This is a genomic window from Enterovibrio paralichthyis, from assembly GCF_019209835.1.
Classification (GTDB): domain Bacteria; phylum Pseudomonadota; class Gammaproteobacteria; order Enterobacterales; family Vibrionaceae; genus Enterovibrio; species Enterovibrio paralichthyis.
Window position 1 is genome coordinate 44,890 of sequence record NZ_JAHUTS010000008.1, and the last position, 26,310, is coordinate 71,199.

The 26,310-nt window shown below is 49.3% G+C and carries 26 protein-coding genes and 1 tRNA gene; 17 read left to right on the forward strand and 10 right to left on the reverse strand.

Annotated features, from left to right (window positions below; all coding sequences use genetic code 11):
• The first annotated feature begins 205 nt into the window (after window positions 1-205).
• Window positions 206-1,150 carry a cell division protein ZipA gene (gene zipA, locus KU854_RS11495; protein ID WP_218358695.1) on the forward strand — a complete coding sequence of 315 codons (945 nt, stop codon included), beginning with the start codon at window positions 206-208 and terminating at the stop codon, window positions 1,148-1,150.
• Window positions 1,151-1,219: 69 nt separating this feature from the next.
• On the opposite strand, the gene KU854_RS11500 is transcribed toward zipA, so the two are convergent.
• The 4 genes from KU854_RS11500 to KU854_RS11515 form a co-directional block, all read right to left on the reverse strand.
• Window positions 1,220-2,794, reverse strand: coding sequence for a lytic polysaccharide monooxygenase (locus tag KU854_RS11500; protein WP_218358696.1), 1,575 nt, complete (start codon window positions 2,792-2,794; stop codon window positions 1,220-1,222).
• A gap of 269 nt (window positions 2,795-3,063) precedes the next feature.
• Complete coding sequence (secF, locus tag KU854_RS11505; RefSeq protein WP_218358697.1) at window positions 3,064-3,960, reverse strand: protein translocase subunit SecF; 897 nt, start codon at window positions 3,958-3,960, stop codon at window positions 3,064-3,066.
• Window positions 3,961-3,962: 2 nt separating this feature from the next.
• Window positions 3,963-5,777: a protein translocase subunit SecD gene (gene secD / locus KU854_RS11510; protein ID WP_218358698.1), complete on the reverse strand. Its 1,815-nt coding sequence runs from the start codon at window positions 5,775-5,777 to the stop codon at window positions 3,963-3,965.
• Between the two features lie 112 nt (window positions 5,778-5,889).
• Window positions 5,890-6,342, reverse strand: coding sequence for a hypothetical protein (locus KU854_RS11515; RefSeq protein ID WP_218358699.1), 453 nt, complete (start codon window positions 6,340-6,342; stop codon window positions 5,890-5,892).
• A gap of 180 nt (window positions 6,343-6,522) precedes the next feature.
• Here KU854_RS11515 and ligA point away from each other — a divergent pair, with 180 nt between their 5' ends.
• The 3 genes from ligA to KU854_RS11530 all read left to right on the forward strand — a co-directional run bounded on the left by ligA (window position 6,523) and on the right by KU854_RS11530 (window position 10,918).
• Window positions 6,523-8,535: an NAD-dependent DNA ligase LigA gene (gene ligA, locus KU854_RS11520; RefSeq protein WP_218358700.1), complete on the forward strand. Its 2,013-nt coding sequence runs from the start codon at window positions 6,523-6,525 to the stop codon at window positions 8,533-8,535.
• Between the two features lie 529 nt (window positions 8,536-9,064).
• Window positions 9,065-10,159, forward strand: a complete 1,095-nt coding sequence (locus tag KU854_RS11525; RefSeq protein WP_218358701.1) for a porin — start codon at window positions 9,065-9,067, stop codon at window positions 10,157-10,159.
• 69 nt (window positions 10,160-10,228) lie between these two features.
• Window positions 10,229-10,918, forward strand: coding sequence for a YccT family protein (locus KU854_RS11530; RefSeq protein ID WP_218358702.1), 690 nt, complete (start codon window positions 10,229-10,231; stop codon window positions 10,916-10,918).
• A gap of 57 nt (window positions 10,919-10,975) precedes the next feature.
• Here KU854_RS11530 and KU854_RS11535 read toward each other — a convergent pair whose 3' ends face one another.
• A complete protein-coding gene (locus KU854_RS11535) occupies window positions 10,976-11,179 on the reverse strand; it encodes a hypothetical protein (RefSeq protein ID WP_218358703.1) in 204 nt (67 codons plus the stop codon).
• Window positions 11,180-11,444: 265 nt separating this feature from the next.
• Between KU854_RS11535 and gltX the strand changes: the two genes are divergently transcribed.
• Entirely contained in the window at window positions 11,445-12,866 is a 1,422-nt protein-coding gene (gene gltX / locus KU854_RS11540; protein ID WP_218358704.1) for a glutamate--tRNA ligase, read from the forward strand.
• 459 nt (window positions 12,867-13,325) lie between these two features.
• Window positions 13,326-14,426 (forward strand): porin, encoded by a 1,101-nt coding sequence (locus KU854_RS11545; RefSeq protein ID WP_218358705.1) that lies wholly within the window; start codon window positions 13,326-13,328, stop codon window positions 14,424-14,426.
• A gap of 166 nt (window positions 14,427-14,592) precedes the next feature.
• Here KU854_RS11545 and KU854_RS11550 read toward each other — a convergent pair.
• A tRNA-Arg gene (locus KU854_RS11550) sits at window positions 14,593-14,668 on the reverse strand.
• 77 nt (window positions 14,669-14,745) lie between these two features.
• Complete coding sequence (locus KU854_RS11555; RefSeq protein WP_218358706.1) at window positions 14,746-15,885, reverse strand: flagella assembly protein FlgT; 1,140 nt, start codon at window positions 15,883-15,885, stop codon at window positions 14,746-14,748.
• A gap of 205 nt (window positions 15,886-16,090) precedes the next feature.
• Between KU854_RS11555 and KU854_RS11560 the strand changes: the two genes are divergently transcribed.
• Both KU854_RS11560 and KU854_RS11565 read left to right on the forward strand, forming a co-directional pair.
• Window positions 16,091-16,726, forward strand: a complete 636-nt coding sequence (locus tag KU854_RS11560; protein ID WP_218358707.1) for a FlgO family outer membrane protein — start codon at window positions 16,091-16,093, stop codon at window positions 16,724-16,726.
• A gap of 13 nt (window positions 16,727-16,739) precedes the next feature.
• Complete coding sequence (locus KU854_RS11565; RefSeq protein WP_218358708.1) at window positions 16,740-17,168, forward strand: LPP20 family lipoprotein; 429 nt, start codon at window positions 16,740-16,742, stop codon at window positions 17,166-17,168.
• Between the two features lie 67 nt (window positions 17,169-17,235).
• Here KU854_RS11565 and KU854_RS11570 read toward each other — a convergent pair whose 3' ends face one another.
• The 3 genes from KU854_RS11570 to flgA all read right to left on the reverse strand — a co-directional run bounded on the left by KU854_RS11570 (window position 17,236) and on the right by flgA (window position 18,775).
• Window positions 17,236-17,667, reverse strand: coding sequence for a flagella synthesis protein FlgN (locus KU854_RS11570; RefSeq protein WP_218358709.1), 432 nt, complete (start codon window positions 17,665-17,667; stop codon window positions 17,236-17,238).
• Window positions 17,668-17,676: 9 nt separating this feature from the next.
• Window positions 17,677-17,991 carry a flagellar biosynthesis anti-sigma factor FlgM gene (gene flgM, locus KU854_RS11575; RefSeq protein ID WP_218358710.1) on the reverse strand — a complete coding sequence of 105 codons (315 nt, stop codon included), beginning with the start codon at window positions 17,989-17,991 and terminating at the stop codon, window positions 17,677-17,679.
• 85 nt (window positions 17,992-18,076) lie between these two features.
• Window positions 18,077-18,775 carry a flagellar basal body P-ring formation chaperone FlgA gene (gene flgA / locus KU854_RS11580; protein ID WP_218358711.1) on the reverse strand — a complete coding sequence of 233 codons (699 nt, stop codon included), beginning with the start codon at window positions 18,773-18,775 and terminating at the stop codon, window positions 18,077-18,079.
• Window positions 18,776-18,905: 130 nt separating this feature from the next.
• Here flgA and KU854_RS11585 point away from each other — a divergent pair, with 130 nt between their 5' ends.
• From KU854_RS11585 to flgH, 9 genes are all read left to right on the forward strand, one after another.
• On the forward strand, window positions 18,906-19,847 hold the full coding sequence (locus KU854_RS11585; RefSeq protein ID WP_218358712.1) for a chemotaxis protein CheV: 942 nt from the start codon (window positions 18,906-18,908) through the stop codon (window positions 19,845-19,847).
• Window positions 19,844-20,671: a CheR family methyltransferase gene (locus KU854_RS11590; protein ID WP_218358713.1), complete on the forward strand. Its 828-nt coding sequence runs from the start codon at window positions 19,844-19,846 to the stop codon at window positions 20,669-20,671. The genes KU854_RS11585 and KU854_RS11590 overlap by 4 nt, the downstream gene beginning before the upstream one ends.
• Before the next feature lie 187 nt (window positions 20,672-20,858).
• Window positions 20,859-21,254: a flagellar basal body rod protein FlgB gene (gene flgB, locus KU854_RS11595; RefSeq protein WP_054779311.1), complete on the forward strand. Its 396-nt coding sequence runs from the start codon at window positions 20,859-20,861 to the stop codon at window positions 21,252-21,254.
• Between the two features lie 3 nt (window positions 21,255-21,257).
• Window positions 21,258-21,674 (forward strand): flagellar basal body rod protein FlgC, encoded by a 417-nt coding sequence (gene flgC, locus KU854_RS11600; RefSeq protein WP_218358714.1) that lies wholly within the window; start codon window positions 21,258-21,260, stop codon window positions 21,672-21,674.
• A 17-nt stretch (window positions 21,675-21,691) separates the two neighbouring features.
• Window positions 21,692-22,438, forward strand: a complete 747-nt coding sequence (locus KU854_RS11605; RefSeq protein ID WP_218358715.1) for a flagellar hook assembly protein FlgD — start codon at window positions 21,692-21,694, stop codon at window positions 22,436-22,438.
• Window positions 22,439-22,459: 21 nt separating this feature from the next.
• On the forward strand, window positions 22,460-23,767 hold the full coding sequence (gene flgE, locus KU854_RS11610; protein ID WP_218358716.1) for a flagellar hook protein FlgE: 1,308 nt from the start codon (window positions 22,460-22,462) through the stop codon (window positions 23,765-23,767).
• Between the two features lie 177 nt (window positions 23,768-23,944).
• On the forward strand, window positions 23,945-24,694 hold the full coding sequence (locus KU854_RS11615; protein ID WP_054779314.1) for a flagellar basal body rod protein FlgF: 750 nt from the start codon (window positions 23,945-23,947) through the stop codon (window positions 24,692-24,694).
• 16 nt (window positions 24,695-24,710) lie between these two features.
• Window positions 24,711-25,499 (forward strand): flagellar basal-body rod protein FlgG, encoded by a 789-nt coding sequence (gene flgG, locus KU854_RS11620; RefSeq protein ID WP_218358717.1) that lies wholly within the window; start codon window positions 24,711-24,713, stop codon window positions 25,497-25,499.
• A gap of 15 nt (window positions 25,500-25,514) precedes the next feature.
• Entirely contained in the window at window positions 25,515-26,300 is a 786-nt protein-coding gene (gene flgH / locus KU854_RS11625; RefSeq protein WP_218358718.1) for a flagellar basal body L-ring protein FlgH, read from the forward strand.
• Window positions 26,301-26,310: the final 10 nt, after the last annotated feature.

Consider the following 26,310-nt stretch of genomic DNA (forward strand, 5'->3'; position numbering starts at 1 on the left):
TCAGCGCTGACGTTGTCAAATCTTCGTAAGAACAGTGACTTTTTCAGTGTTCTAGCGGTATGGACGTTAACTTTTATACGCTTTTTGGTACAGTAGTCAGCAATTTGACTGTGCGACATTGCCAAAGGTTGTACCAAGGTGTTTAGATAGGTCACAACCGCTTGCGGTCTCTCGTCGTTATTTGGATAAATGCTGAGATTAAGTAATGCAGGAATTGCGCCTTGTTTTGATCATTCTGGGAGCGGTGGCGATTGCCGCGCTGTTGCTTCATGGCCTGTGGACCAGCCGAAAGGAAAAACCTGCCAAGTTTGGTGAAAAGCCCATCGGTAAATTGCGCGAGAAGGATGACACTGGTTTTGATCAGGATGGCATCGGCTCAGTGCGCGTGATTAAACCTGGCACGGTCGAGAAACCAAAGGTTGAGCGAAAAGAACCAGGTTTGAGCTTCGGTGAAAAGCCCGATGTAGACCCTTTGTTTGCGGGTGTTGAGGATTCCCCGACCCCGGAAAAAGCCAAACTGGAAGATGATATCGAATTGCCGTCTATTTCAGCCACGGATTTGGATGCTGATGCAGCACCAAAACCTGCATCGGCGGAAAAGATAGAAGAAATCATTTCTGAGCCAGTTATTGAATCAACCCCTGTTACAGACAGTGTTGAAGACAAACCTGAGCAGGATGAAGAAGTACCTGAAGAGGTTGCTGAGGTAGCGGTCGAAGAGCCTAAAGAGCCGGAGCAACAAGTTCTTATCCTCAATGTGCAAGCTGCGGGAAACAAAGAGTTTGACGGTGAGGAGCTGATTAACTGTCTTGAGCAACACGGCATGATTTTCGGTGAGATGGAGATTTACCATCGCCACGCTGATCTGGCCGGTAATGGTGAAGTGCTGTTCAGTGCCGCCAACATGTTTAATCCTGGCAGCTTCCCGCTGGCGACAATCCATCAGTTTACGACGCCGGGTATTACTTTGTTTATGACACTTCCGTGCTATGGAGAAGCAGAGCAAAACTTTAAGCTGATGCTTCAAACGGCGCAGCAAGTGGCGGATCAACTGGGTGGTTTGGTGATGGATGATCAGCGTAACATGATGACGCCACAGCGCCTTGATGGTTACCGTGAACGGATCAAGCGATTCCACGCCCATGCGTAACGCTTCTGACTGACTAAAAACGCCCCGAATTCGGGGCGTTTTTGTTGGTGCTTTGTCTTAAATTGACACTTATTTGACTGCCTGCCATGGGCCACCATTGGTGGGGACATCTCCTTTAGTCCACCATTTGGCTTTGTAGGTTTGTCCTTTATAGGTCACCACGTCGCCACTGGTATAGGAAAGTTTGCTGTCCCATGCGGTATCGCCTGCACTTTTTTCTGCTTTCCAGGCGCTGACTGTTCCCGGCTCTTCACCTTGCGTCCACCATTGAGCGGTGTAAGCCGTACCCAGGTGCGTCACTTTGTCTCCGGCAAGATAGGCGCGCTTGGGATCCCAGTCAGAATTGCCCGGTTGGGTACCAGAGCCTTTCACGGTAACAGTGATGGTGGACGAAGCCGTCGCTTTGCCATCAGTGACGGACACAGTGATTTGTACACGTAAATCGACAGTGGTAACCGGTGCTGAGTAACTCAGGGTGGCACTATTGCCGTTCACGGTAAGTTCGCCCGCACTGGCCGTAAAGGTCAGCACATCTTTGTCTGCATCGAAGGCGGTGAGGTCGACAGTCACGGTTTCACCACTGTTTACGGAAGCGCTCACTGGCGCAGCCAGTGTGGGGGCAGTATTGACTGCGCCGGCTTTGACTTCCAGTTGGAAGCTGGCATCAATATTTTTCACGTACACCAGATTACCGTACAGATCGGCACTGTCCCAAGTTACCAAACCGCTCGCATCAAGTTTGCCAAGACCAACGCCACTTGCTGAGGCATTGATGGTTTGCGCCAGCTGTTCGGCCCATACAGTTTCATTTTGGTTGTTGGCATCGATCGGCAGTTTTTCGAACACAGTCTCATTGCCGTTGCCATCAAATACGCGGAACCAGACGGTATCACCGGCGTTGGCATCCGTCGTTGGTTTGAGTGCGCCGCCAAGGCTTGTCCATGGTGACGGTATAACCTCACCACCGAAGCTGATATCACTACAGTTGTAGAAACCTTCACCTGCCGGATCGACACGCTGCCAGCGGGAATAAAGAACGGCATTGCCGGTACGGTCGGTTGGCAGAGTAATGCTCATCTGGTAGTACTTTTTCTCATTGATAAGTACAACCGGAAGGTTGTCGAACTCGGCTACTAAGTCGAGATCAGACCATGCGAGTGCATCTGTAGCGGGGTTGTAGCCCGGTTTAGAAAGATAAATTTTCCAGAAGCTTGGATTGTGCGGCGTGGAAGCGCGGTAAAGCAGAGTCAATTTGCCATTTAGTGATGGGTCGATAGGTGTCGCTTGCCAGTCGGCAGAAGGAATATCTATCCCTGCTTTTTTTGCATCGGCGGCAGCGCAGAGTGTGCCATCCGGAATAGCGGCTTCAACGGCTGCCTGGTTAGTGAAGTCAGAAACCAGTTTGGCAAATTCAGGTTTTTGCACAAACGGATACCAGCTTGATTCCAGATAGGCCGAGCGACAGGCTGCATTTGGAATGCCGGAGCCGTCCGTCGCGCCCCAATACCCACCATCGCTGTCACAAACTTCCTGACGGGCAGGTGGATAATCCATGTAGCCATGCGCAGCGGCGACTTGAGGCAGCGCAATGGCAGAGAGTGCGGCACCCGCGGCGAGCGCAGGCAATGATCGAGTGCGTAACATGTTTGTTCCTCGTGTTGTTGGCTGTTTTTGTTGCTTTTTTGTTATTACGCACTGAATTTGTGGGAAAGGGCACTGCCATTGTTTTGCTGTTTGTATAAATAAATGGTGACTCGAAAAATGAAAGGGCAAATTTTCACATGAGTGAAATGTAAAAAGATAAATATCAGGGCAAATCACTATTTTCGGACAGGTAGGTAAAAGCCGCATTGTGGGCTGAATGGATGCTCAAAAAACATAAAAAAGGCCTGTCGAGCAGGCCTTTGATAATGCTATGGGGTATCGGATACCGGCGTAGGGCGATAGTGCTCGGGACCGAGTTTTGTGAATTCGGGAAGCACAGTTGCAACGGTCATGGTCGACCAGGTGCCTGCGACGATACCGATAAACATGGTGACCGAAAATCCAAACAGCGGTTCACCACCCAACAACCACAGTGACCCCACCGATATCAGGGTGGTGCCTGACGTAATTAAGGTGCGTGAGAGCGTTGAAGCAATCGCGCGGTTGGTAAGCTCTGCGATCGGTAAGCTGACATTTGCGCGCAGCAACTCCCTGATCCTGTCAGATATAATGATGGAATCATTCAGGGAGTAACCCAATACCGCCAGTAATGCAGCCAGTACTGTGAGGTTAAATTCCATCCCTGTGATGGAGATGAATCCGAGTAGCAACACAATGTCATGGACTAGCGCGAGCAAGGCACCGCTGGCCAGTCGCCATTCAAAACGGACGCTGAGGTAACCCAAAATCACCAGCAGGGTGACAAGCACCGCCAGACCGCCTTGTTCTGCAAGCTCTTGTCCTACCTGTGGCCCAACGAGACTGACGTTTATCATTTCAACTTCGGGTGATAACGATGCCAATACGTTTTTGAGATCTGGTTGTGTGTCCATATTCTCAGGTGCCGCATAGCGCAGCACCCAGTCGCCCGGTTCGCCGCTGGATACCACGGTTACAGGTTGATGCAGCGCTGACTCTAAATGAGTTTGGAGCTGCGCAGCTGTCAGTGTGGTGTCCAGTTTGACTTCACTGATCATCCCACCGGTAAAATCGAGGCCAAAATTCAGCCCTTTTGTGCAGAGCGAGATAACCGACAGTACGATTAGCACACAAGAAATAAGGGTGCCAATGTGGCGCAGTCTGGTTGCGTTATTTATCTTCATCATGTTTATATCCTCACACCACGTCGTGAATCTTTACCCCAAACCAGATTGATCACTGCGCGCGAAGCAAAAATGCCGGTGAACATACTGGTCAGCAATCCTAATCCCAGCGTCAATGCGAACCCTTGTATTGGCCCGTTGCCAATGGCATAGAGAGTGGCTGCGGAAATCAGTGTGGTAATGTTGGAATCTAGAATCGTGCTGAACGCGCTGCTAAAGCCCAAGTCAATCGACTGTGCCAAGCTTCGTCCTTCACGCATCTTTTCTTTTATCCGCTCGAAAATCAGCACATTGGTATCAACAGCCATACCGACCGTCAGCACCAGACCGGCAATGCCGGGCAGGGTAAGCACCGCACCAGGCAGCAGGGCAACTAGACCCAGCAACATCACCATATTGATCACCAGCGCCAGATTGGCCACCCAGCCGAGTTTTCGGTACCAGACCGCCATAAACAGCAAAGTCAGCCCCATTCCCAGAGCCAGTGCAGCAAAGCCGTTCTGAATGTTTTCTGCGCCTAGAGAAGGGCCAATTGTGCGCTCTTCAACAATGGTGACAGGGGCGGTCAGGGAACCGGCACGCAGCAGTAAAGCCAGTTGTTGTGCATCTGCCAATGAGCCAACGCCTGTAATGCGGAAGCGGTTTCCAAGTTGGGATTGAATCGTCGCTACGCTGATAATTTCCGTATGTTGAACCGTTTTTCCTTCTGCGTTGCGGCTGTATTCGCTGTAGGCGGTCGCCATCGGTTTACCAATATGGTGGGCAGAGAAATCTGACATTTCTTTGCCGCCGAGGGTATCGAGAGAGATGTTCACTTCTGGCGATCCCATTTCGCCCATGCCTGCGCGCGCATCGACAATGTGCTCGCCAGACAACACCGGTTTGCGGGTGACATATATTTCCTGTCCATACTGATCAGGTATCGCGATTGAACCGGGTTTATGATCACTGACTACCTCGTAGAACGCCAGGCTAGCCGTGGCTCCAATCACATCTTTGGCGGTAGCAGGATCTTGTACGCCCGGCAGTTCAATACGGATGCGGTGGTCACCCTGACGCTGCACTGAGGCTTCAGTAATGCCCAGTTCCTCAATCCGTGAGCGCATAGTCTGTAGGTTCTGCTGAACAGTCAGGTTAGTGAGTGTTTGCTTTTCTGCAGCTTTCAGACTCATGGTCAGGGACAAATCGCCATGGCCTTTCACTGTCCATTGCGGGAATTGTGCACTGGCGAAGGTACGAAGTGCTTGCAGGGCCTTTTCATTGCTGGCTTTGAGTTGAATGTCATTGCTGGCATTAATTTGTACCTGAACACCGTGCAACCTCGCCTCCCGCGCATGTTCACGGATTGCGTCGGCAGCCTGGTCTGCGTGGGCGTGGAAAACCGCCTGCGTATCGACATCCAGCAAAAACTGGACGCCTCCTCGCAAATCCAGCCCTAATTTGATGGGTTTAAATCCCATATCGAGCAGCCATTGTGGTGCTGCCGGTACCATGGCGAGTGTGACGGATTCATCTTTCGCGGCAGTCTCGGCAAGTGCCTGTTTTGCCGCATTTTGCTGCGTATTATCACCTAGCACTACGGTGGTTTTTCCATTCGTCTGATCGATACGTTTTACGTCGATAGAATGCTGGTTCAGGCTAGCATTGATGGTTGTCAGTGAGGGGGCGGTATTTTTGTGGGTGATCAAAATCGCTGCATTTTCGCCGAACCATGAAGGCAAAGCGCTGAACAGCAGCACAACAATCGTGGTAATGAGCACCACGTATTTCCATTTTGGGTAATGGTTTAGCAGGGTCGTCCGGGACGTTTTTCTTTGCATAGGACTCACTCAATGCCGCATATAGGCGGCAAGTTGGTCAACAACATTCACTGCTGAATTTAGAAATCGGCAGCCTAAAAATCGCTAAAAGCGCAATAGAGTGGGAATGGTGTTAAGCCTGAGCCTGGCTGATGTAGCGGTAGAGCAGGTTGGAGTCCTTCCAGCCACCAATTCGGTGTGTGGTGTTGGGCGGGCTGCGCGTCCAGTCTTTCCAGTAACTGAAAAGGGCTGCAGTGCGCGCGTATCGTTTATGGCAATGCTTGTCAGTAAACTCGATGACAAGTTCGTATTCCGGCTCGCTGTTTCCCAGCTTTTCGGGAAGCCAGGAGCCTGACCGAAGAAGAGAGGCCAGATCCGGCGATAAGGACGTAACCGGGGCACGGTGTTCATTGATCGTTGAGTCTGAATGGCCAAACTCGTCGAAAGTTTGTGCCGAGACGCCATCAAAACGGGCGCTTGAATATTCAGGAAAGAGGGAAGTCTGTGCAGGCAACGCGAGCATCACCAACAGCATTGCAAATACAACACTGATCAAGGGGCGATGATGGGTTACAGGACTTTGCATGGAGCAGCTCTTTAAGTTCGACCGCCGCATCTTAGAACCCCTTTCGCCTGCAAACAACCTTCAGGATGATCTTTCTGCAGTGTCTGGTGTCTTCGTGACGCTATCTACATCAGGTATACTGTCGGCCATTCTTACGACCCAGCTACCCTAAGGTGGCGAAGATTTTATTAGGCAGCATTGATGACCACGGACATTCAACAAAAACTGCAATCGCTAAAAGCGCAGCTCAGCTATCACGGCCACCTCTACTATGTCGAAGACAAGCCCGAGCTTCCTGATGCGGAATATGACCGCATGATGCAAGAGTTACTGGCTATTGAAGCGCAACATCCAGAATGGATAACGCCTGATTCTCCCAGCCAGCGTGTTGGTGGACAGCCATTGAGTGCTTTCGAGCAAGTGCGCCATGAAATTCCGATGCTGTCACTGGACAATGCTTTTGATGACAGTGAATTGGTGGCCTTCGAAAAGCGTATGCGCGACCGGCTGGCAACTGACTCGACGTTTACTTACAGCTGCGAGCCGAAGCTGGATGGTCTGGCGGTCAGTTTGATGTATGAAAATGGTGTCCTAGTTCAGGCTGCAACACGTGGCGACGGCAGCACCGGCGAGAACATCACTCACAATGCCCGTACAATTCGCAATGTACCGCTACTACTGCAGGGAACTGGCTGGCCTGCCCGTTTGGAGGTTCGCGGTGAAGTCTTTATGCCTAAAGATGGCTTTGATGCCCTGAATGAAAAAAACCTAAAAAAAGGTGAAAAGGCGTTTGCCAACCCACGTAATGCCGCCGCTGGCAGTTTGCGTCAGCTTGACCCACGCATCACTGCAACACGTCCTCTTCGTTTTTATGCTTACTCTGTTGGTGTGATGTCCGAAGCCTTCGGTGATTCTCACATTGGCCGCTTGGAGCAACTGAAAACCTGGGGCATTCCGCTAAGCCCGGAAGTCAAAAAGGTTGAAGGCATAGAGAATGTGCGCGCCTACTATCAGGACATTCTGACGCGCCGCAATGAACTGCCGTATGAAATCGATGGTGTGGTGATCAAGGTCGATAATATCGATACCCAAGTGCAACTTGGCTTTGTCGCCCGTGCACCGCGCTGGGCGATTGCCTATAAGTTTCCGGCTCAGGAAGAAATCACCCTGCTGCAAGACGTAGAATTTCAGGTAGGACGCACGGGCGCAATCACGCCAGTTGCCAAGCTGGAGCCTGTATTTGTTGGCGGGGTGACCGTATCAAACGCAACCCTGCACAATGCCGATGAGATTGCGCGTCTTGGCGTGAAAATTGGTGACACGGTTGTCATTCGTCGCGCCGGTGACGTGATCCCGCAAATTGTCAGCGTGGTAGAGAGTCGTCGCCCTGAAAACGCTAGAGACGTCACTTTCCCAGCTGAATGCCCAGTGTGTGGCTCCCATGTGGAACGTGTTGAGGGCGAGGCGGTCGCCCGTTGCACAGGTGGCTTAATTTGCCGCGCCCAACGTAAAGAAGCCATCAAGCACTTTTCGTCACGCAAGGCGATGGATATCGATGGGCTGGGTGACAAAATCGTTGAGCAGTTGATTGAGAAAGAGCTGATTTCAACCCCCGCTGATCTGTTTAAGCTGACTGCTGGACAGGTCACAATGCTTGATCGTATGGGGCCAAAATCGGCGCAAAATCTGGTCGATGCACTGAGCAAAGCTAAAGAAACCACGTTGCCGCGCTTTATTTATTCTCTGGGTATCCGGGAAGTAGGGGAGGCAACGGCAGCCAACCTCGCCAATCACTTTTTCACCTTTGATGCTATTCGTAGTGCCACTGAAGAACAATTGATTGAAGTTCAGGATGTCGGCGTGATTGTCGCCAAACATGTCGTGAACTTCTTCAGCGAAGAGCATAACAAAACGGTCATTGATGCTTTGATTGTCAATGGCGTCACTTGGCCTGATATTGAGCAGAAAGACGAAAGTGAACCGCAGCCGCTTGCCGGTAAAACGGTTGTGTTGACAGGAACCTTGTCGCAAATGTCCCGTAACGATGCCAAGGCTCAGTTGCAAGCGCTCGGTGCCAAGGTGACGGGAAGTGTATCGGCGAAAACAGACATGCTGATTGCCGGAGAAGCAGCAGGTTCAAAATTAACCAAAGCGCAAGAGCTAGGTATCGAAATCCTGGATGAAGACGGCATGATGCGACTGCTATCACGCTAGTTTTAATCAAACGCGCCAATTCCAACGCCAGCAATCAGTTGGCGTTTTTTTATGCCCATATATACAGCTTTTGCGAGTGATGTCTGATAATTCGCGTCGTGAATATTTAATGCAAATATACAAAATCTTGGTTTGAAATTCCCATTATTGACTCTGTGATAACGATCTCAATACAAATGCCTGGGTGGATTTTGCTGTGATAAATCATGACTTAATTATATGAAAAATATCGTTTATTAATTTTTATTTTATGTGTTTATATAAATGTGAGATGTGGGTCACGAACTTTCAGGGAACTTTGCACCGAGTCATATTTTTTTAATAACAAATAAAGTTCTCGTTGATGTTTTTTTTTGGGGAAGTAGTCTGGGACTCATCGATTGATAGAGAGTTCAATCGGTAACAAAAAATCTAAAGCGATGAATTTGAAGCGTTTTAGAACTTCGAATAATCGAGTCATTGCTTCGGCGGCCAACCTTAACAGCGATGATTTGTGATTCTGAAAAATCCCTTTTAGGAGTTATTTTCCATGGAAAAAATGTTCAAACGTTCAGTACTGGGTGCAGCAGTTGCTCTGGCTGCAGTTTCAGGTAGCGCAAATGCAGCTGTGGAACTGGCAGGCGAAAGCTTGGTGTTCTACGGACAGGCTGCTGGTGGCATCATCATTGCAAACCCAAAAGCTTCAGGCTCTGACAGCTCCATTTCAACCGACATCGAGTCACGTATTGGCTTCCGAGGTCGTGTAGCATTTGATGCTATCTCTCCAGATTTTATTTGGCAAATTGAAGGCGGTAACGCTGACAATGTATGGCAAAACGGTCACTTGGGTGGCCGTGACACATACTTAGGTTTCGATTTTGACGGTATTGGTTCATTTAAATACGGTCGTCAGCTAGTAGCGGCATTCAACTACATCGATTGGCCACATACCAATCCAGGCCTCGGTAATGTATTTGATGTGTGGAATAAAGATGCAAACGATCATGGTGCCTCGTTTGAAGACCGCGCAAACAACGTATTGCGCTTTGATTCAGCAAACTTTGGCGGATTCAACTTCCAAGTTTCTCTGAGTGGCATGGGCTCAACTACCGACGCACTTGTTGCAAGCGTTGGTAGTTCTTACTCAACTGATCTTTTCAGCGTGCACGCTGGTTACTACAACCAAGACAAGTACACTGTTAAAGTAGATGCAACCGACCCAACGTGGGTATATGACGAAGATTTGAAAGACTTCGTTAAGAAAGATGGCGAAGCTGCGAAAACTGAAGACAAAGGTGATGCATCATACTACATCGTTGGTGGTAGCTTGTTCTTAGGTGACGTAACTTTGACTGCTGGTTATAAAGAGTCAACAAACGGCCTGACAAATGTAGACCAAGGTAGCTATTCTGCGACAGCTCAATATGTTATCGATGGTACATATGTTCTTAAAGCAGGTTATGCAGCGACAGAAAATGTTGCTACTGACGGTGGTGATAACAGTGACCAAGCAATTACTGGTCGTTTTGGCTACCTGCTACCAAGCGCGTACCTGTATTTGGACGTTCGTAACTACGACTACAACGGTTCTGATGATTCGAAGGACACTACAAATATCCACCTTGGTGCAGAATACTACTTCTAAGCTTGGAAATACTTGTAGTAATATCGAAACGAGCGTCTTAGGGCGCTCGTTTTTTTCATGGAGGGCTGTATGAATCGTATTCTTAGATCAATTTTGTTGTTAGGTGGTTTAATTCCATCAATCTCATATGCACAAGTCAACGTGACGCTGCACAAGGACATTGAGGCAATTATTGTCAATGGAGAAGAACTTCCAATGACTCTAATGTCGAAAAATAATTTTATGTTAGAGAATGGTCAGAACCAGTTAGTGGTTAGACTGTCGAAACTAGTGTCCAGTGGGTCGGAATTCGAAAAATTCAAGTCTGATCCACTGGTTATTACATTCGCCACAAGCGATGAAGATATTTTTGTTGAACCAACGAGAAATATCACTTCAGAAAGACAAATTAAAGATTTTAAACAAAACCCTTCTTTTGAATTACTAACGCCAGACAACCGAAAAATTGAGTCTCAGCAGGATATTTTGCCTAAAAAACCCGGTTTCATGAGAAATTATGGGGCCGAGCTTGCAGCTTTTAATGCCAAAAAAGGGGATTCTTTGCTAGCAAAGGCACCATTGGTAGAAAAAAATGTAACAACATCAGTGCCAAATAATCACGAAAGTGAGGAAATTCAACCGACATTGATGCCATCTTCAAAATCGGTAGGGATTTCGTCAGAAAATTCGCTGATCTTGTTGCAAGCTGATTTTTTAAGAATGAGTCCGAAACAACAGCAAAAATTCCTACAGTGGGCGGTAGAAAACGTTCGCTCCTGAGAGTTGAGTTTCAATGAATAATGCGGGTACGTGGCGTGGCCATGTACCCGCTATGCTTTAATTCTGATAGCCCCAATTTCGCACGAAAGTGCCGCCTTCATAAGTACAAATCATCGTTGGGACGTAATCAGTTGTTCCATCGTTATACGTGCAATTCACCAGTGGACCAGCCTGCGTTGCCCAACCTGCGTTAGCACTTGCAGTGAAATTGACACCCATCGCCAAAGTCACTGCAGACAAAAGTAACATCAACTTTTTCATTATTGCTCTCCTTAATGTAAATGAACAACTACGCGGTTGTTCACAATCATGTTAGGAGTATTTTACATTTTGCGTAAAAAAATAAGATTCTGTTCTCAAATTTGGTTCTGAAAGACGGTTTTTGATGCCTTGCAGGCGATAACCCAACAAGTTTTTATTCAAATGATTTCGAATCGTTGTTCAGTGCATCCGGGAAGAATACAATACCGTCTTTACCGGATTCCCTCCGAACTCTTTCATCCATGCCGAACGTTATAGGATTAACATGAAAGTTAAAACACGTTTTGCTCCAAGCCCAACGGGCTTTTTGCACGTAGGCGGTGCGCGCACTGCTCTTTATTCCTGGCTTTTCGCCAAACACACAGGCGGTGAGTTTGTTCTTCGTATTGAAGACACCGATTTAGAGCGTTCTACCCAGGAAGCTATCGACGCCATCATTGAAGGCATGGAGTGGCTGGGTCTTGAGTGGGACGAAGGTCCTTACTACCAAACCAAACGTTTTGACCGTTACAACGAAGTTGTTGACCAGCTGCTTGCAGACGACAAAGCGTACAAGTGTTACGCGTCAAAAGAGTTGTTGGACGAGATCCGCGAAGAACAAATGGCGGCAGGCTTGAAGCCACGCTATGACGCAAACCATCCTCGCGTGGTAGAGGCAAATGCATCGGCGACAGAAGAAACGCCATTTTGCATCCGTTTCCGTAATCCTAAAGAGGGTTCGGTGGTATTTGACGACAAGATCCGTGGCCGTATCGAGTTCCAAAACTCTGAGCTCGACGACCTGATCATTCGTCGTACTGACGGCAGCCCAACTTATAACTTCTGTGTAGTTATCGATGACTGGGATATGGGTATTACCCAGGTTGTTCGTGGTGAAGACCACATCAACAACACGCCACGTCAAATCAACATTTACAAGGCACTGAACGCACCTGTACCAGAATTTGCGCATTGCTCAATGATTCTGGGTGATGACGGTGCAAAACTGTCCAAGCGCCATGGTGCCGTGAGTGTGATGCAGTACCGTGATGAAGGCTACCTGCCTCAGGCTTTGCTGAACTATCTGGTTCGTCTTGGTTGGTCACATGGTGACCAGGAAATCTTCTCGATGGAAGAGATGATTCAACTGTTTAGCCTCGAGTCAGTCAGCAAGTCTGCTTCGGCGTTCAATACAGACAAGCTGCTGTGGTTAAACAACCACTACATCAAGTCATCTGAGCCAGAGTATGTTGCTAAGTATCTTCAATGGCATCTTGATGCCAAAGGTATCAGCACCGAAAATGGTCCAGCGATTGCAGATGTCATCAAATTGGTTGGCGAGCGTTGCAACACCTTGGTAGAACTGGCTGAGCAAAGCCGTTACTTCTACCAGGACTTTGAAGCATTCGATGCTGATGCGGCGAAAAAACACCTGCGTCCAGTGGCTAAGGAAGCATTGGAGTTGGCGTTGGTTAAGCTGGAAGCGCTGGAAGATTGGAATACTGAAAACCTGCATACCGTGATTGCTGATACCTGTGCTGAGCTTGAGCTGGGAATGGGTAAAGTCGGTATGCCATTGCGCGTAGCAGTGACGGGTCAAGGCCAGTCACCGTCTGTTGATGCAGTCATGAACCTGATTGGTAAACCACGTGTTCTGGCACGTCTTGGTAAAGCAATTGCGTTTATCAACGAAAGAGCGGCTCAGTAACAACTGTTGTTAGGCTTGCTCCAAGAATTAAAACCCGGCGTTACGCCGGGTTTTTTTGTATCTGTACATTTGTTCTTCTAGTTTGTCCCGCATGAAAATGCGAATTGGATCAAGTTGACGATATTGATGATCCCCACCTCGCTCCATGCTTTTTTACATTTCCGGCGCCTAGCGCAACCTAGATCACATTCGCTCCTGCAATTCTAAATCCTGTGCGATTTTATGAATTCTTTATTTGTCTATCTATTTGTTTTTTAAAGGGTAAATATTATTTTATCTTTTAATTTTGAACCAATTCAAACTTCATTCAGCCAGAGATTTTTTTTTTATCGATACGAATTAAGCTTCTCCCCGTTGATAAATCACATCAATAACAATACCGGTGACGTTTGCATTTTGGCGGCCAACTAAAGGCAAACGGACTCTCCATCGGATTTAGTAATCTTTAAGGAGTTTTCCATGGAAATGACTTTCAAACGTTCTCTACTGGGTCTGGCTGTTGCAGCAGCTGCAATGTCTGGCTCAGCAAACGCGGCAATTGATCTGCATGGCGAAGCTGTACAAATGTACGGTCAAGCTGCCGGCGCAGTGTTTATTCAAGCTCAAGATCAAGCAAACGACACTGCTTTTGCTGAAATCGAATCTCGTATCGGTTTTAAAGGTCGCGTAGCTTTTGATGCAATCAGCCCTGATTTTATCTGGCAAATTGAAAGTGGTAACACCAACAACGTGCCTTGGGCGGATGGTAAGTTTGGTCAGCGCGATACATTCCTTGGCTTTGATTTCGATGGCGTAGGTTCGTTCAAGTTTGGTCGTCAGCTAGTTGCAGCTTACAACTACGTTGACTGGCCGCACTCAAACCCAGGTCTGGGTAACGTATTCGATGCTAACAATGACCTTGGCGTGACTTTCGAAGACCGTGCAAATAACGTGTTCCGTTTTGATTCTGCGAATTTCGGTGGTTTCAATTTCCAAGCAACCCTGAGCGGTATGGGCTCAGACACCGATGCAATGGTAGCGAGCATCGCGGCATCTTATTCAACGGATATGTTTAGCGTGCATGCAGGTTACTACGACCAAGGTCGTTACAAAACCGATGTCGCTGCTACAGATCCTTCATGGGTTTTTGACAAAGACAACGCTGGTTGTGATAAAGGCAATGAAGACGCATGTTGGGAAACTAAACCTGGCACACCAAAAGGCACGAAAGACGCAGGCGACAACTCTTACTCTATCGTCGGTGGTAGCATGTTCCTGGGTGATGTAACCCTGACTGCAGCATGGAAACACATGGAAAACGGCCTGACCAACATTGACCAAGATGCATACTCTGCGACTGCGCAATACGTGATCGACGGTGCATGGGTTCTGAAAGCGGGCTACGCAGCGACAACTGACACTGAAGGTGAAGACGATGGTGACCGTGCGATCACTGGCCGTCTGGGTTACCTGCTGCCAAGCGCTTACCTGTACCTGGACGTGCGTAACTACGACATGAACGGTGCTGATGAGTCTAAAGACGGTACCAACATCCTGCTGGGTACTGAGTACTACTTCTAAATCGTTAGAAATAGACTTACCTTTGAACGGGCCCTTGTGGCCCGTTTTCTTTTTTACAAAAACAAGCAAACAATTAAGCGGAGCGAAAAAAAACAGAGAGGGAATGTCCGTAGGAGACTGATTGAGAGTGTGTTGATTGGGTTTTCTGGGGTAATTAAGAAAAAAATGGCGCTCCCACAGGGACTCGAACCCCGATCGGTCGCTTAGGAGGCGACTGCTCTATCCTGTTGAGCTATGAGAGCGACGGTGCCACTGCGATTGAGCAGCACCGGATTGATAGTATACAGAAACATGCCTGAAGGTTAAGGCTTTGAATCGGTTACTGAGTGTGTTTGGTCACCAAATCACCAATTTGAACACTGGCTCCCAATTCAACAGGTGATACATCAATCTCTGAAGAGCTTTCATACACCCGGGTGACTTTCATCGTAATGTTGCTCTTTTTAAACTGAGTACGGTTCACACCATACTGGTCGGTAAACGAAGCGTTGTGCCAAAGTGCCAGTTCATCGCCGTATTTCACGCCGTGGATCCTTCCGGCATTAATTTGCCCCATGTCACCGTTGATGGAGATAACTTCCGGTGTTGTCGCGCGGCAAGCCAGGTTGCTCTCCAAATCCAACAAGATGTTCCGGCTGACACGTTGTGCCATTTCTCCATAAGGCGACGTCCAGAAACGAGCAGTCTTGGTATCTACCTTACTGTTTCTTTCGAATGGCCATGCGGCGATATCGCGGTAGATATTCTGATAGATCACCTCGCCGGATTTGCCATCCATCACATCGATAGAGAGTGCAAGCTGTCGGTTAGTCTGCTCTTTTTTAAGCAGTCCCGGGTCGTCTATCGTGGCACTCATATCTGTAATTGAACCCGCCAGAAGATATTGTGCGCCGGTATCTTCCGCCACCATGGTGGCCATTTCGGGCTGGGTAGGGGAAATTTCGTACGGGGTAATCCCTTGAACGACAAAGCTCTGCGCCTGGGTTTCAAACTGGCGTTGCAGTAAAACGGTAAAGTCATCCCCAAACCGGAACACGCCACCGAGCGCCGCATGCTGAGGCGTCACGATATCGAACCGGCTCAGCACCAAACCTTTTTTGTACTGGTTTTTGTGGCAAGCATTTGCCGTTGGGTAGATATCGACTCGCACCGTCAATTTCATGGCGGCACCTTTTTGTTCCGTGTTGATCACCTGAATCTGACGGATCTCATCACCACTGAACTGGTAGTCGTCCCTGACTTCTTTCAGGTAGGGGCGGATAGTGGCAAGGCCGGCAATATCAGCACCGGAAAAGCGTAAAGCTTGGTAGATAGCATCTTCCAGTGCACGTTCCCTAGCCTGGTTTTTACTTTCCAAAACTGTACTAACCCCAGTGACCTCGTACCAGGCGGCGCTTGCTGTCAGCGGTGTCAAAGCCATCGAGGCAAGCACGAGAGGGCTCAGAAAACTTTTGCGCATAACCTTATTTCCAATAGTGGGTATAAAAATTGCTAGACCAGATTAAATCGCGGCAAAAGCGGCAATGTGGTTAGCAAGCGTTGCGAGAATATAGCCACAACAATGCAAATAGTGTTCCCAAAAAGTAGGGGCGAAAAATGGACCAAGAGGTCGCCAGAATTGGCAGCGCTGAACCGTCCGTTAACGTGTCCGGAGCCAGACGACAATGAAAAACTGGATAGTGATATTACTGAGTCTAGCAACCGTTTCTTGTGCTTATAACCCGATCTATAACGGCAAGGAGCCGTATGCGGGGAGCGAGTTCCTGTTGCAGCAAACCCCAAAGCACACTTTGGACTATTTTCTGGATGGTATGGCCAGCGAGTTGTTGGAAACCAACAATTATCTGACGGCCAGAACCCCCATGGCGGTTGTTTCATTTGTTGATGTTGAGGAGATGGATGAAACCAACTGGCTTGGCAATTCAGTGACCGAAGGGATGATTTACCAGATGCAGCGCCGCGGATTCACTGTGATTGATTTTAAAAACACAGGCACCATCCGTGTGACAAAAGAAGGGGATTTCTCCCTGAGTCGCGACTGGAAAGAGCTTCATCCAGAACAACAGATTGATTACGTGTTGACAGGCACCATGCTACGTCAGGGCGGCGGTGTATTGGTTAACGCCAGAATTGTCGGTATGCGTTCACGGGTGGTGGTCGCTTCGGCACAGGGCTTCTTGCCTGCAGATCGCATTGGGCGCGATATTGATACGCTCAGAAAAGTACGTATAGAAGACGGTGTGATCATTCGCGGCGACAAGCGTAAACACACCTCAGATACCATCATGCTGAAACCTTAATATGGACATCACGATGAAAAAATGGCTTTCAATGGCAGCAATTTTGTTGCTCACCGCGTGCCAGCCAATTACCCAGATCCGCTCTGAAGACATGGTGACGGCAGTTGGTACAGCATCCATCAGTTCGCAACGTGGCGAAACGTTGGAAGAAAAGCAGTTCCGTGCCATGCGCGCCTCCAAACTGGAAGCGTACAAAGAACTGTCTGAGCAAATTTACGGGATCCGGGTCAGCGGCTTAACCCAAGTGGATGATCAGCAACTGGGGCAGGATCGCACCCACGGAGCAGTAGACGGCATCATCCGGGCGGCAGAGGTTGTCGCCAGCTATAAAGTCGGCGACAGCTACGTAACTGAGTTGCAGCTTAACCTTCGAAAAATGAAAGAAATGGCCCAATACGGTGAGTCTCACCACGTTCCAAGAAACGACGCCATTATTTTCTAATCCCCAAATAACAAAACGCAGCCAGGCTGCGTTTTGTTTGAATTCTTTTGTGTTAACCAGAAACAAGTCAGGCTTTGACGTTGGTACCCAGTGTGCGGCTTCCTGAGGCCTGACCTTCACTGTCATAGGTCATTTCACTTTTTCCTGTCGCTTCCTGGAACAGGTTGCGAAGCTTGTGCATGCTCAAATGGGCACGCTGCAATACCACGCCGTTGGCTTCATTAAGCTGCTGGCATTTCTCTAATTCGGTTTTTATTGCCTGTATGGCTGCTTTTGTATCGTCAGAAGGGGCTTGGATTTCAGGACAGCGGGCGAGTTTGGCGTCTCGCAACTGAATGGCTTGGATTAGGTTAAGCTTTTGCTTAGCGCATGCTTCGATGGCAGAAGCCTTTCGTGACGCGATAGCGTCCGTTTCGCTTTCCAAAAGCGAAAACAGCGCTGCGATTTCATCGGCCTGTTGCTGTAAAAGTGCGTCAAATGACAAAGGTTGGTCAGTCATGGCCTTTTACTATAAACCGTGCAGCTCATCTTCATGCTTGATGATATTTGCTGCTAATCGATCAGCATCCACTTTGTAGGAGCCGTTGGCGATCGCCGCCTTGATAGCTGCAACTTTTGCGCTGTCGAAATGTGCTTCGCTCGCCATTTGCTGGTTTAGGGCACCTATCGCTTTGCTTTCATCGCTCATAGAAAATGCATCGCCGCGATGGTTGCGTACTTCACCGGCACCACTGGTTTCTGCAGAGGTCTGCTGTGTTTTGTTGTGATTGCTTCTGTTCGTGTTTAACGGCTGACCAGAACGCAAATGATCGATACTTGCCATAATTAAGCCTTATTTCTGTCCGAACCTTCTGTTGCTCACAGTATCGGCCACACTTCTATGAACTTTAGCACTGAATTGAATAATTTTAGAATTTTACAACCACTTGACCGACAGAAGTGATTGTACCATCGACAATTCTGTTCGATTTGCTGTTGCGGACTTTAATTTGTTCACCGAGAGCACCGTCACTTAAAGCGGTGCCTTTTGCAATAATATTCAAGCCGTTACCAGTGGCTGTGATCACTACCTCATCATTGCGGCAGACCATACAGATGTCATTTCCGTTAATGGGCTCGCCAATCCCGACAGCACGCTTAACCCGAGCGCCAATAAGGGTGGAATTGTCGGTATAAACCTGACCCCGCTGGAAGCGGGCATCAACCAGTTGAACGATAAGATCATCGCCAGCCAGGGTAATTCCCCGATCGAGAGGGCGCTTGGCAACCACGACAGGCGTAAGCAAGCGGATCTGCACCGGTACATAAACTTGCCAGTTATCCTCTTCGCAGCTCACCATCACTGTGACACTTTTATTCAGGGTCTGCCGGCCGGGGACGTCGACGTTCAATGGTGAGGGGCAGTCAGACAGTTGCAGGCGGCTGTCGAGATTTCCCGGTACCACTTGAAGTTCACCGTATTCTGGGGGCGAGATAAGGCTTTCTACATGTCGCTTTGCAGCTTCTTTTACAGCTTCAAGTTGACTTGTTGGAGCAGCGGCTATAATTGAGCTAAAGCTACAAAGAAATGTGCCGATAAAGATCCAGGCTAATCGCTGATAACACATATGTCACAAATCTGGTTAGTGTGGTGAATTTAGCTGCAGTCTCCCTACAATTCGCATGCCAACATAAGCATGCGGTCTAGGCGCTCGCTGCAATACGATAACAAAAACAGGGCAATATGGAGTTTATCTTATGTCGGGGATTCTTGATACGGTCAATCAACGCACCCAATTGGTGGGGCAAAACCGCCTCGAGTTGTTGACCTTTCGTTTAATGCGAAACCAGCGTTACGGCATTAACGTGTTTAAAGTAAAAGAAGTACTCCAGTGTCCAAAACTGACATCGATGCCAAATTTGCACCCACTGGTGAAAGGTGTGGCGCATATTCGAGGGCAAACTATTTCCGTCATTGACATGAGCCTTGCCACTGGTGGCCTACCAATCACCGACCCTGAAAACCGCTTCATTATCATCTCTGAGTTTAACCGCTCCACGCAGGGCTTCCTGGTTGGATCGGTGGAGCGCATTGTGAATATGCACTGGGAAGCAATTTTGCCGCCGCCAAGTGGTACGGGCAGTTCCAACTACCTGACAGCCGTGACCGAAATCGAGGGCGAGCTGGTTGAGATTCTGGATGTGGAAAAAATCCTCAACGAAATCTCGCCGGTGAACGAACAAATCAGTGAAGAAGTGTTGTCTGAAAAACCTGTATTTGAAGAAGGCAGCAATGCACCGACTAAAGTGTTGGTGGCTGATGACTCAAGCGTGGCACGCCGCCAGGTTAAACGTGCGGTTGAAACGATTGGTTATGAAGTGTTGCTGGCAAATGATGGTCAGGATGCCCTGAACCAGCTCAAAGCCATGGCAAAAGAAGGCAGCATTTATGACCAGTTGGCGCTGGTGATTTCGGATATTGAAATGCCGGAGATGGACGGTTACACGCTAACCACTGAAATCAAAAAAGATGCGAACCTCAAAGATCTTCATGTAGTATTGCACTCCTCGCTGAGTGGCGTATTTAACGAAGCCATGGTTAAGCGAGTCGGGGCGGACGCCTTCATTCCTAAGTTTGACCCAGATGAGTTGAGCGGCGCGGTTATTAAAGCGGTTAAAGGTCAAGACACGAATCAATGACGAATATAGCGATAACAGACCAAGAGTATCGTGATTTCTGTAAATATCTCGAAGGTAAATGTGGCATCGTTCTCGGTGACAGTAAGCAGTATCTGGTACGAAGCCGACTAAGCCCTCTGATCAGTCGATTCAAACTGGCCTCTATGTCAGAACTGTTCCAACTGGTTCTGACAAACCGCAACCGAGAGTTGGCGGTAGCGGCCATTGACGCGATGACAACCAATGAAACACTTTGGTTTCGAGATGCTTACCCGTTTGAAGTGCTCGCCAACAAACTGTTGCCTGAAGTGGCAGAAAGCCGTCGTCCAATCAAGATTTGGTCGGCAGCCAGCTCATCAGGACAAGAGCCTTTTTCGATTGCGATGACGATTCAGGAAGTGCAGAGCAAAAAGCCTGGCTTGCTGAGCAACGTTCAAATCACAGCAACGGATATTTCTTCATCCATGCTCGAGCACTGCCGGGCCGGGGTTTATGACAATCTGGCATTAAGCCGAGGTTTGTCCCCTGAGCGCAGACGCCAGTTTTTCGAGGATGCAGGAGATGGCCGAATGAAGGTGAAAGAGCCGCTTAAACGCATGGTGACGTTTAAGCCTCAAAACCTGATGGAAAGCTACAGCATGCTGGGTAAGTTCGATATCATCTTCTGCCGGAACGTACTGATTTACTTCTCGCCGGACATGAAGTCACAGGTGTTGAACCAGATGGCGGGCAGCCTGAACCCAGGTGGCTACTTGCTGCTGGGGGCGTCAGAGTCACTGACAGGTTTGACAGACCGGTTTGAAATGATCCGTTGTAACCCTGGCATCATCTACAAGCTCAAATAGATTTGTCCCCTCACCGAATTGAAAGCGGCACAAAGTTTGCCGCTTTTTCTTGCCCGTTTTTCACCTTTTCGCACTGACTTTTCATTAATGTGCTGTTTATAAAGAAAAATTTCCTATTTATTCCTCCGTGCTTAAAGTTGGCACCCAATTTGCAAAATTTCCGGTAAGAAAGTTTTGGAGGTGCCGTATGGCGATATCATTCGACAAAGCGCTGGGCGTTCATCAACACACGGTCGGTGTGCGTGCTCAACGGGCGGAAACGCTGGCGAGCAACCTGGCTAACGCCAATACACCAGGCTACAAAGCGCAGGATCTTGATTTCGAACGAGCCTTACAAGCTGCAACTTCCGGGGCAAACTTTGGCCTGAGCCGAACTAACGAGCGGCATATCCCTGCCTCCTCGCAAGTCAGCGGCCAAAAAATGTATCGCATTCCAAACCAGCCTGATACTGGTGATGGCAATACCGTTGATTCACAGGTTGAACGTAACCTGTTTATGCAAAATGCCCTCGAATATCAGGCGTCATTGGATTTCCTTGGATCCAAGTTCAAAAACATGTCCAAGGCACTGAAAGGGGAATAATGGATGAGTCTTTTTAATGTGTTCAATGTGACCGGTTCTGCCATGAGTGCAGAGTCAGTCCGACTCAACACCACATCCAGTAACTTGGCGAACGCGAACTCGGTCAGCAGCTCAGCGGCTGAAACCTACAAAGCGCGCCATCCGGTATTTGCCGCCGAGCTGAACAAGTATTCAGCCGAACAAGGCAGCAGCGTGCCGGTACGTGTCGCGGGCATTGTGGAAAGCCAAAAGCCGTTGCGTGCGGAATACAACCCTGAACATCCAATGGCGAATGCTGAAGGCTATATTTTCAAGCCCAATGTGAACGTGATGGAAGAGATGGCAAACATGATCTCGGCATCCCGTTCGTATCAAACCAATGTAGAAGTGGCAGAAGCGAGCAAGCAAATGCTGATGCGCACACTACAGATGGGCAATTAAGGTAGGAGTGAGGCAACATGAATCCTATTGACGGTGCAGGCGGAGCAGGAAGCTATATCGACCAACTGAAGGCGTTGCAGGAAAAGCAGCGTGCAGAACGTGGTGATACCGGCGAAAAAGTCACTGGCCAAACCGACCTTAATCAAGAAGATTTCCTGTCACTGCTGACCAAGCAGTTGGCAAACCAGGACCCGTTCAAACCGGTCGACAACGAGCAGATGATCGCGCAAATGGCATCGTTCGCTACCGTTGACGGCATCGGCAAGATGAACGAGCAATTTGGCTCGCTGAATGCGGCAATGACCTCCAGCCAAGCGCTACAAGCTTCTTCACTGGTCGGTCAGGACGTGTTGGTTCCGGGTAATGAAGGTTTTAAAACTGCCGAAGGTGGCATTGCCGGTATGGTGAAACTGCCACAGGCACTGAACGACGTTATTGTGCGCGTTCAGAGTGAGACAGGTGAGATGTTGCGATCATTCAGTCTTGGCGCGATGTCCCCGGGTGACCACCGTGTTGAGTGGGACGGCAAAGACGACAACGGCAATCCACTGCCGCAAGGCAATTACAACATTAACGTAAGTGGCAACATTGACGGTAAATCTCAGGATCTTGAGCTTTCTACCTATGCCAACGTAAACAGTGTTCTGTTGGGGAATGGTGACGGTAACGTGATGCTAAACATCGCGGGTTACGCTTCTCCGGTCAAACTCTCTGAAGTGCTGGAAGTGGGTAAATCCAATCTCAGCAACGTGAGCAAGAGCTAAAAGGACAGAGGAGTTCCAGCAATGGCTTTGAATATCGCACTGAGTGGCCTGGCGGCAGCTCAAAAAGACATGAACACCACCAGTAACAACATTGCAAACGCCAACACCTTTGGTTTTAAGGAATCGCGTGCTGAGTTTGGTGATGTGTATTCAGCGTCGATCTTCTCGAACGCAAAAACCACAACCGGTAGCGGTGTACAAACCTCTATCGTGGCGCAGCAGTTCCACGAAGGTTCGAGCATCTATACCAACAACCCGTTGGATTTGCGTATCAGTGGTAACGGTTACTTCGCGGTCGCGAACGACAAGCTGGCAACGCAGGATAACTTCCTGACCCGTAACGGCGCGTTCCACCTCGATAAAAACAACAACATCGTTAACTCTGAAGGCCAGTTCCTTTTGGGCTACAACGTAGATAATGAAACCCTGCAGGTGGGATCGTTCGAGCCAAAAGCGCTGAACGTACCGGATCAATTCGGTCAGCCACGTGCGTCAGAAAACGTAGAAGTGGGCCTGAACCTGCCAGCGGGTGGTGATGAAAAAGACCCGGCGTTGTTTAATCCTGAAGATCCGGATACCTATAACAAAGCAACATCGGCCACAATCTTCGACTCACTGGGCCAGCCATACAAACTGACCACTTACTATGTGAAAGACAACACCACGCCAAACAAATGGGCGGTTTACTATACGGCGACCGATCCAACAGGTGAGAAACCACTGAGCCTGGCGGCCGGTGAATTTACCAACGCCGCAGGCCAGGTGGGTCATTCTATCCAGTTCAATGCGGATGGCTCACTGGATTCTATCAACGGCGGCAACCCAATCCAGACCGTGGAGTTTGGCCCGAACGGTGCCGGCCTTGAAATGAATGGCGCGGACGGTGCACAGGCACTAACCATCAATTTCGATGAACCAACGCAATACGCATCACCATTTGAAATGCGTAAGTTTACGGAAGATGGCGCAACAACCGGTTACCTGGCTAAAGTGGATATCGACCCGAAAGGTACCATTATGGCGACCTACAGTAACGGTGAGAACGTTGCCTTGGGCCGTGTTGCCATGGTTCGTGTGTCTAACCAGCAAGGTATGTCGCAAGCGGGTAATACCCAGTGGAAAGTGACGCAGCAATCCGGTGAAGCGGTTTGGGGTGAAGCAATGCTGGGCGCATTCGGTAAGATCAAAAGCGGTACTATCGAGCAATCCAACATCGACATGACCCAGGAGCTGGTGGATTTGATCACCGCCCAGCGTAACTTCCAGGCTAACTCCCGCTCACTGGAAGTCGGCAACCAGATGCAACAGACTATCCTGCAGATCCGTTAATTTCGTTTCCGCATTGTTTGCCGCCCGTTCAGTGGGCGGCAAATCTTTTCCCGCTCATCCGCTATCTCCGCATTTATGATTGGTTAAATAACAGCCTAACCCATTGTAACCACTCGATCTTATTAATTGGCATTCTTCTTGCTTTATTTCTGTCATAAGCGACAGGAGAACGTCTAAATGGATCGCGCATTATTCCTCGCCATGAGTGGCGCCAAACAAGATATGCAAGCTATGCAATTGCGGGCCAACAACCTCGCAAACGCCAGCACCACCGGCTTCCGCTCTGATTTGGAGCAAGCACGTGCTATGCAGGCATACGGTGAAGGTTTGCCAACCCGCGTGTTCAATATGACAGAGCGCCCGGGGTACAGCTTTGCACAAGGCTCCACCATTACCACCGGCCGCGAGTTGGATGTGGCGATCAAAGGTGACGGTTGGCTGGCGGTGTTGGATGGTACCGGTCAGGAAGGGTATACCCGCGTGGGTAACCTGAAAGTTGACCAGACCGGCATGCTGCAAAATGGCCATGGACACGTGATCCTCGGTGAACGTGACGCACCGATTATTCTCCCGCTACCTGTATCCAAGATTGAAATCGGTACCGATGGCACAGTGTCTGTTCTCCCACAGGGCGCGCCACCGGATGCGATGGAACAGATTGACCGCATCAAACTGGTTCGTCCGGACAATGGTGCCCTGTTCAAAGATAAAAATGGCGTGTTCAAACCGATCAATCCGGCCGCAACCTATGCCGCGGACGCAGGCGTATCCCTGCTGACTGGCGCGCTGGAAGGCAGTAACGTCAACCCAATCAGTGAGATGACAGGACTTATTGACCTGCAACGTCACTTTGAAATGCAAGTAAAACTCATGAAATCAGCAGAGGAAATGGATCAGGCGTCCACCTCTTTGCTGCGCATGGGTTAATTGAGAGGGAATCAGTATGCATCCTGCACTTTGGGTGAGTAAAACCGGTCTAGACGCACAACAGACCAATATTTCCACCATCTCGAACAACCTGGCAAACGCCTCCACGGTGGGCTTTAAAAAGTCACGCGCGGTGTTTGAAGACCTGTTCTACCAGAACATCAACCAGCCGGGCGGTCAGTCATCGCAGAACACTGAACTGCCGAGTGGTCTGATGCTGGGCGCAGGTTCCAAAGTGGTGGCAACGCAGCGCGTTCACACCAATGGTAATGCCCAGACCACCAACAACGCGCTTGATCTGATGATCGAAGGCGATGGTTTCTTCCAGGTGCTGCTGCCAGACGGCAACATCGGTTACCAACGCAACGGCCAGTTTACCCTGAACAATGAAGGCGTGTTGGTTACAACGGGGGCGGGCTATCCGCTGGAGCCGGAAATTGTTGTGCCACCTGATGCAATTCAGGTGACCGTCGGTACCGATGGTGAAGTCTCTGCAAGGCTACGTGGCCAGACGGCCAATGCGGTACTGGGTCAGATCACCACGGTTGATTTCATCAACCCGGGCGGCCTTGAGCCTATCGGGCAAAACCTTTACCTGCCAACCGGTGCGAGCGGAGACCCTCAAGAAGGTGTGCCAGGGCTCGATGGTTTGGGCAGTATCCGCCAATCCATGCTGGAATCGTCAAACGTTAACGTCACAGAAGAGCTGGTTAACATGATTGAAGCCCAAAGGGTTTATGAAATGAACTCTAAGGTGATTTCATCTGTCGACCAAATGTTGAGCTACGTGAACCAGCAGCTCTAAAGGAGTAAAGCGCAGATGAAGAAGTTACTGATCACCAGCCTTTTGCTGGCCACTGTGTCGGGGTGCAGCGCACTGAACCCGGAAGCCCTGTTGGCGCAGAATGACATTGTGCAAGGTACGACAGACACCGATGCGGTGGAAGGTACCACACAACCGGAAGGGGAAGGGCTGGTCGGTTTGCTTCGTCAGCGCGAAGATCCGGTTGCCGGTGACCCAAGCTGGGCGCCATTGCTGCCGGCACGCCAGCCAGAGCATTATGCAACGGCCACGGGTTCACTGTTCAATGTCGGGCAGGCGCAGAACCTCTATGACGATACCAAGCCTCGCGGCATTGGCGATATCGTCACCGTGATGCTGGAAGAAAAAACCCAGGCGAAAAAAAGCGCCAGCAGCGACGCGGCTAAATCAAGCGATCTCAGTATGGACCCGCTTGAGCTGGGCGGTCAGGAAGTGACCATTGGCGAGCGTAACCTTTCTTACGCGGCAAGCCATGACAACTCCACCAGCGGCTCAACCAGTGCAGATCAGAGCAACAGCATCAGCGGTTCGATCTCTGTTGAAGTGATTGATGTGATGGCTAACGGTAACCTGATGATCCGTGGCGAAAAATGGCTGACACTTAACACCGGCGACGAATATATCCGCCTGAGCGGCACCATCCGCCCGGATGATATCAGCCCGGAAAACACCATTGCCTCAACCCGCATTTCCAACGCACGCATCCAGTATTCCGGTACCGGAGATCGTCAGGATACGCAGGATCAGGGATGGTTGGCACGATTCTTTAATGTCGTCCTGTAATACGTAGATA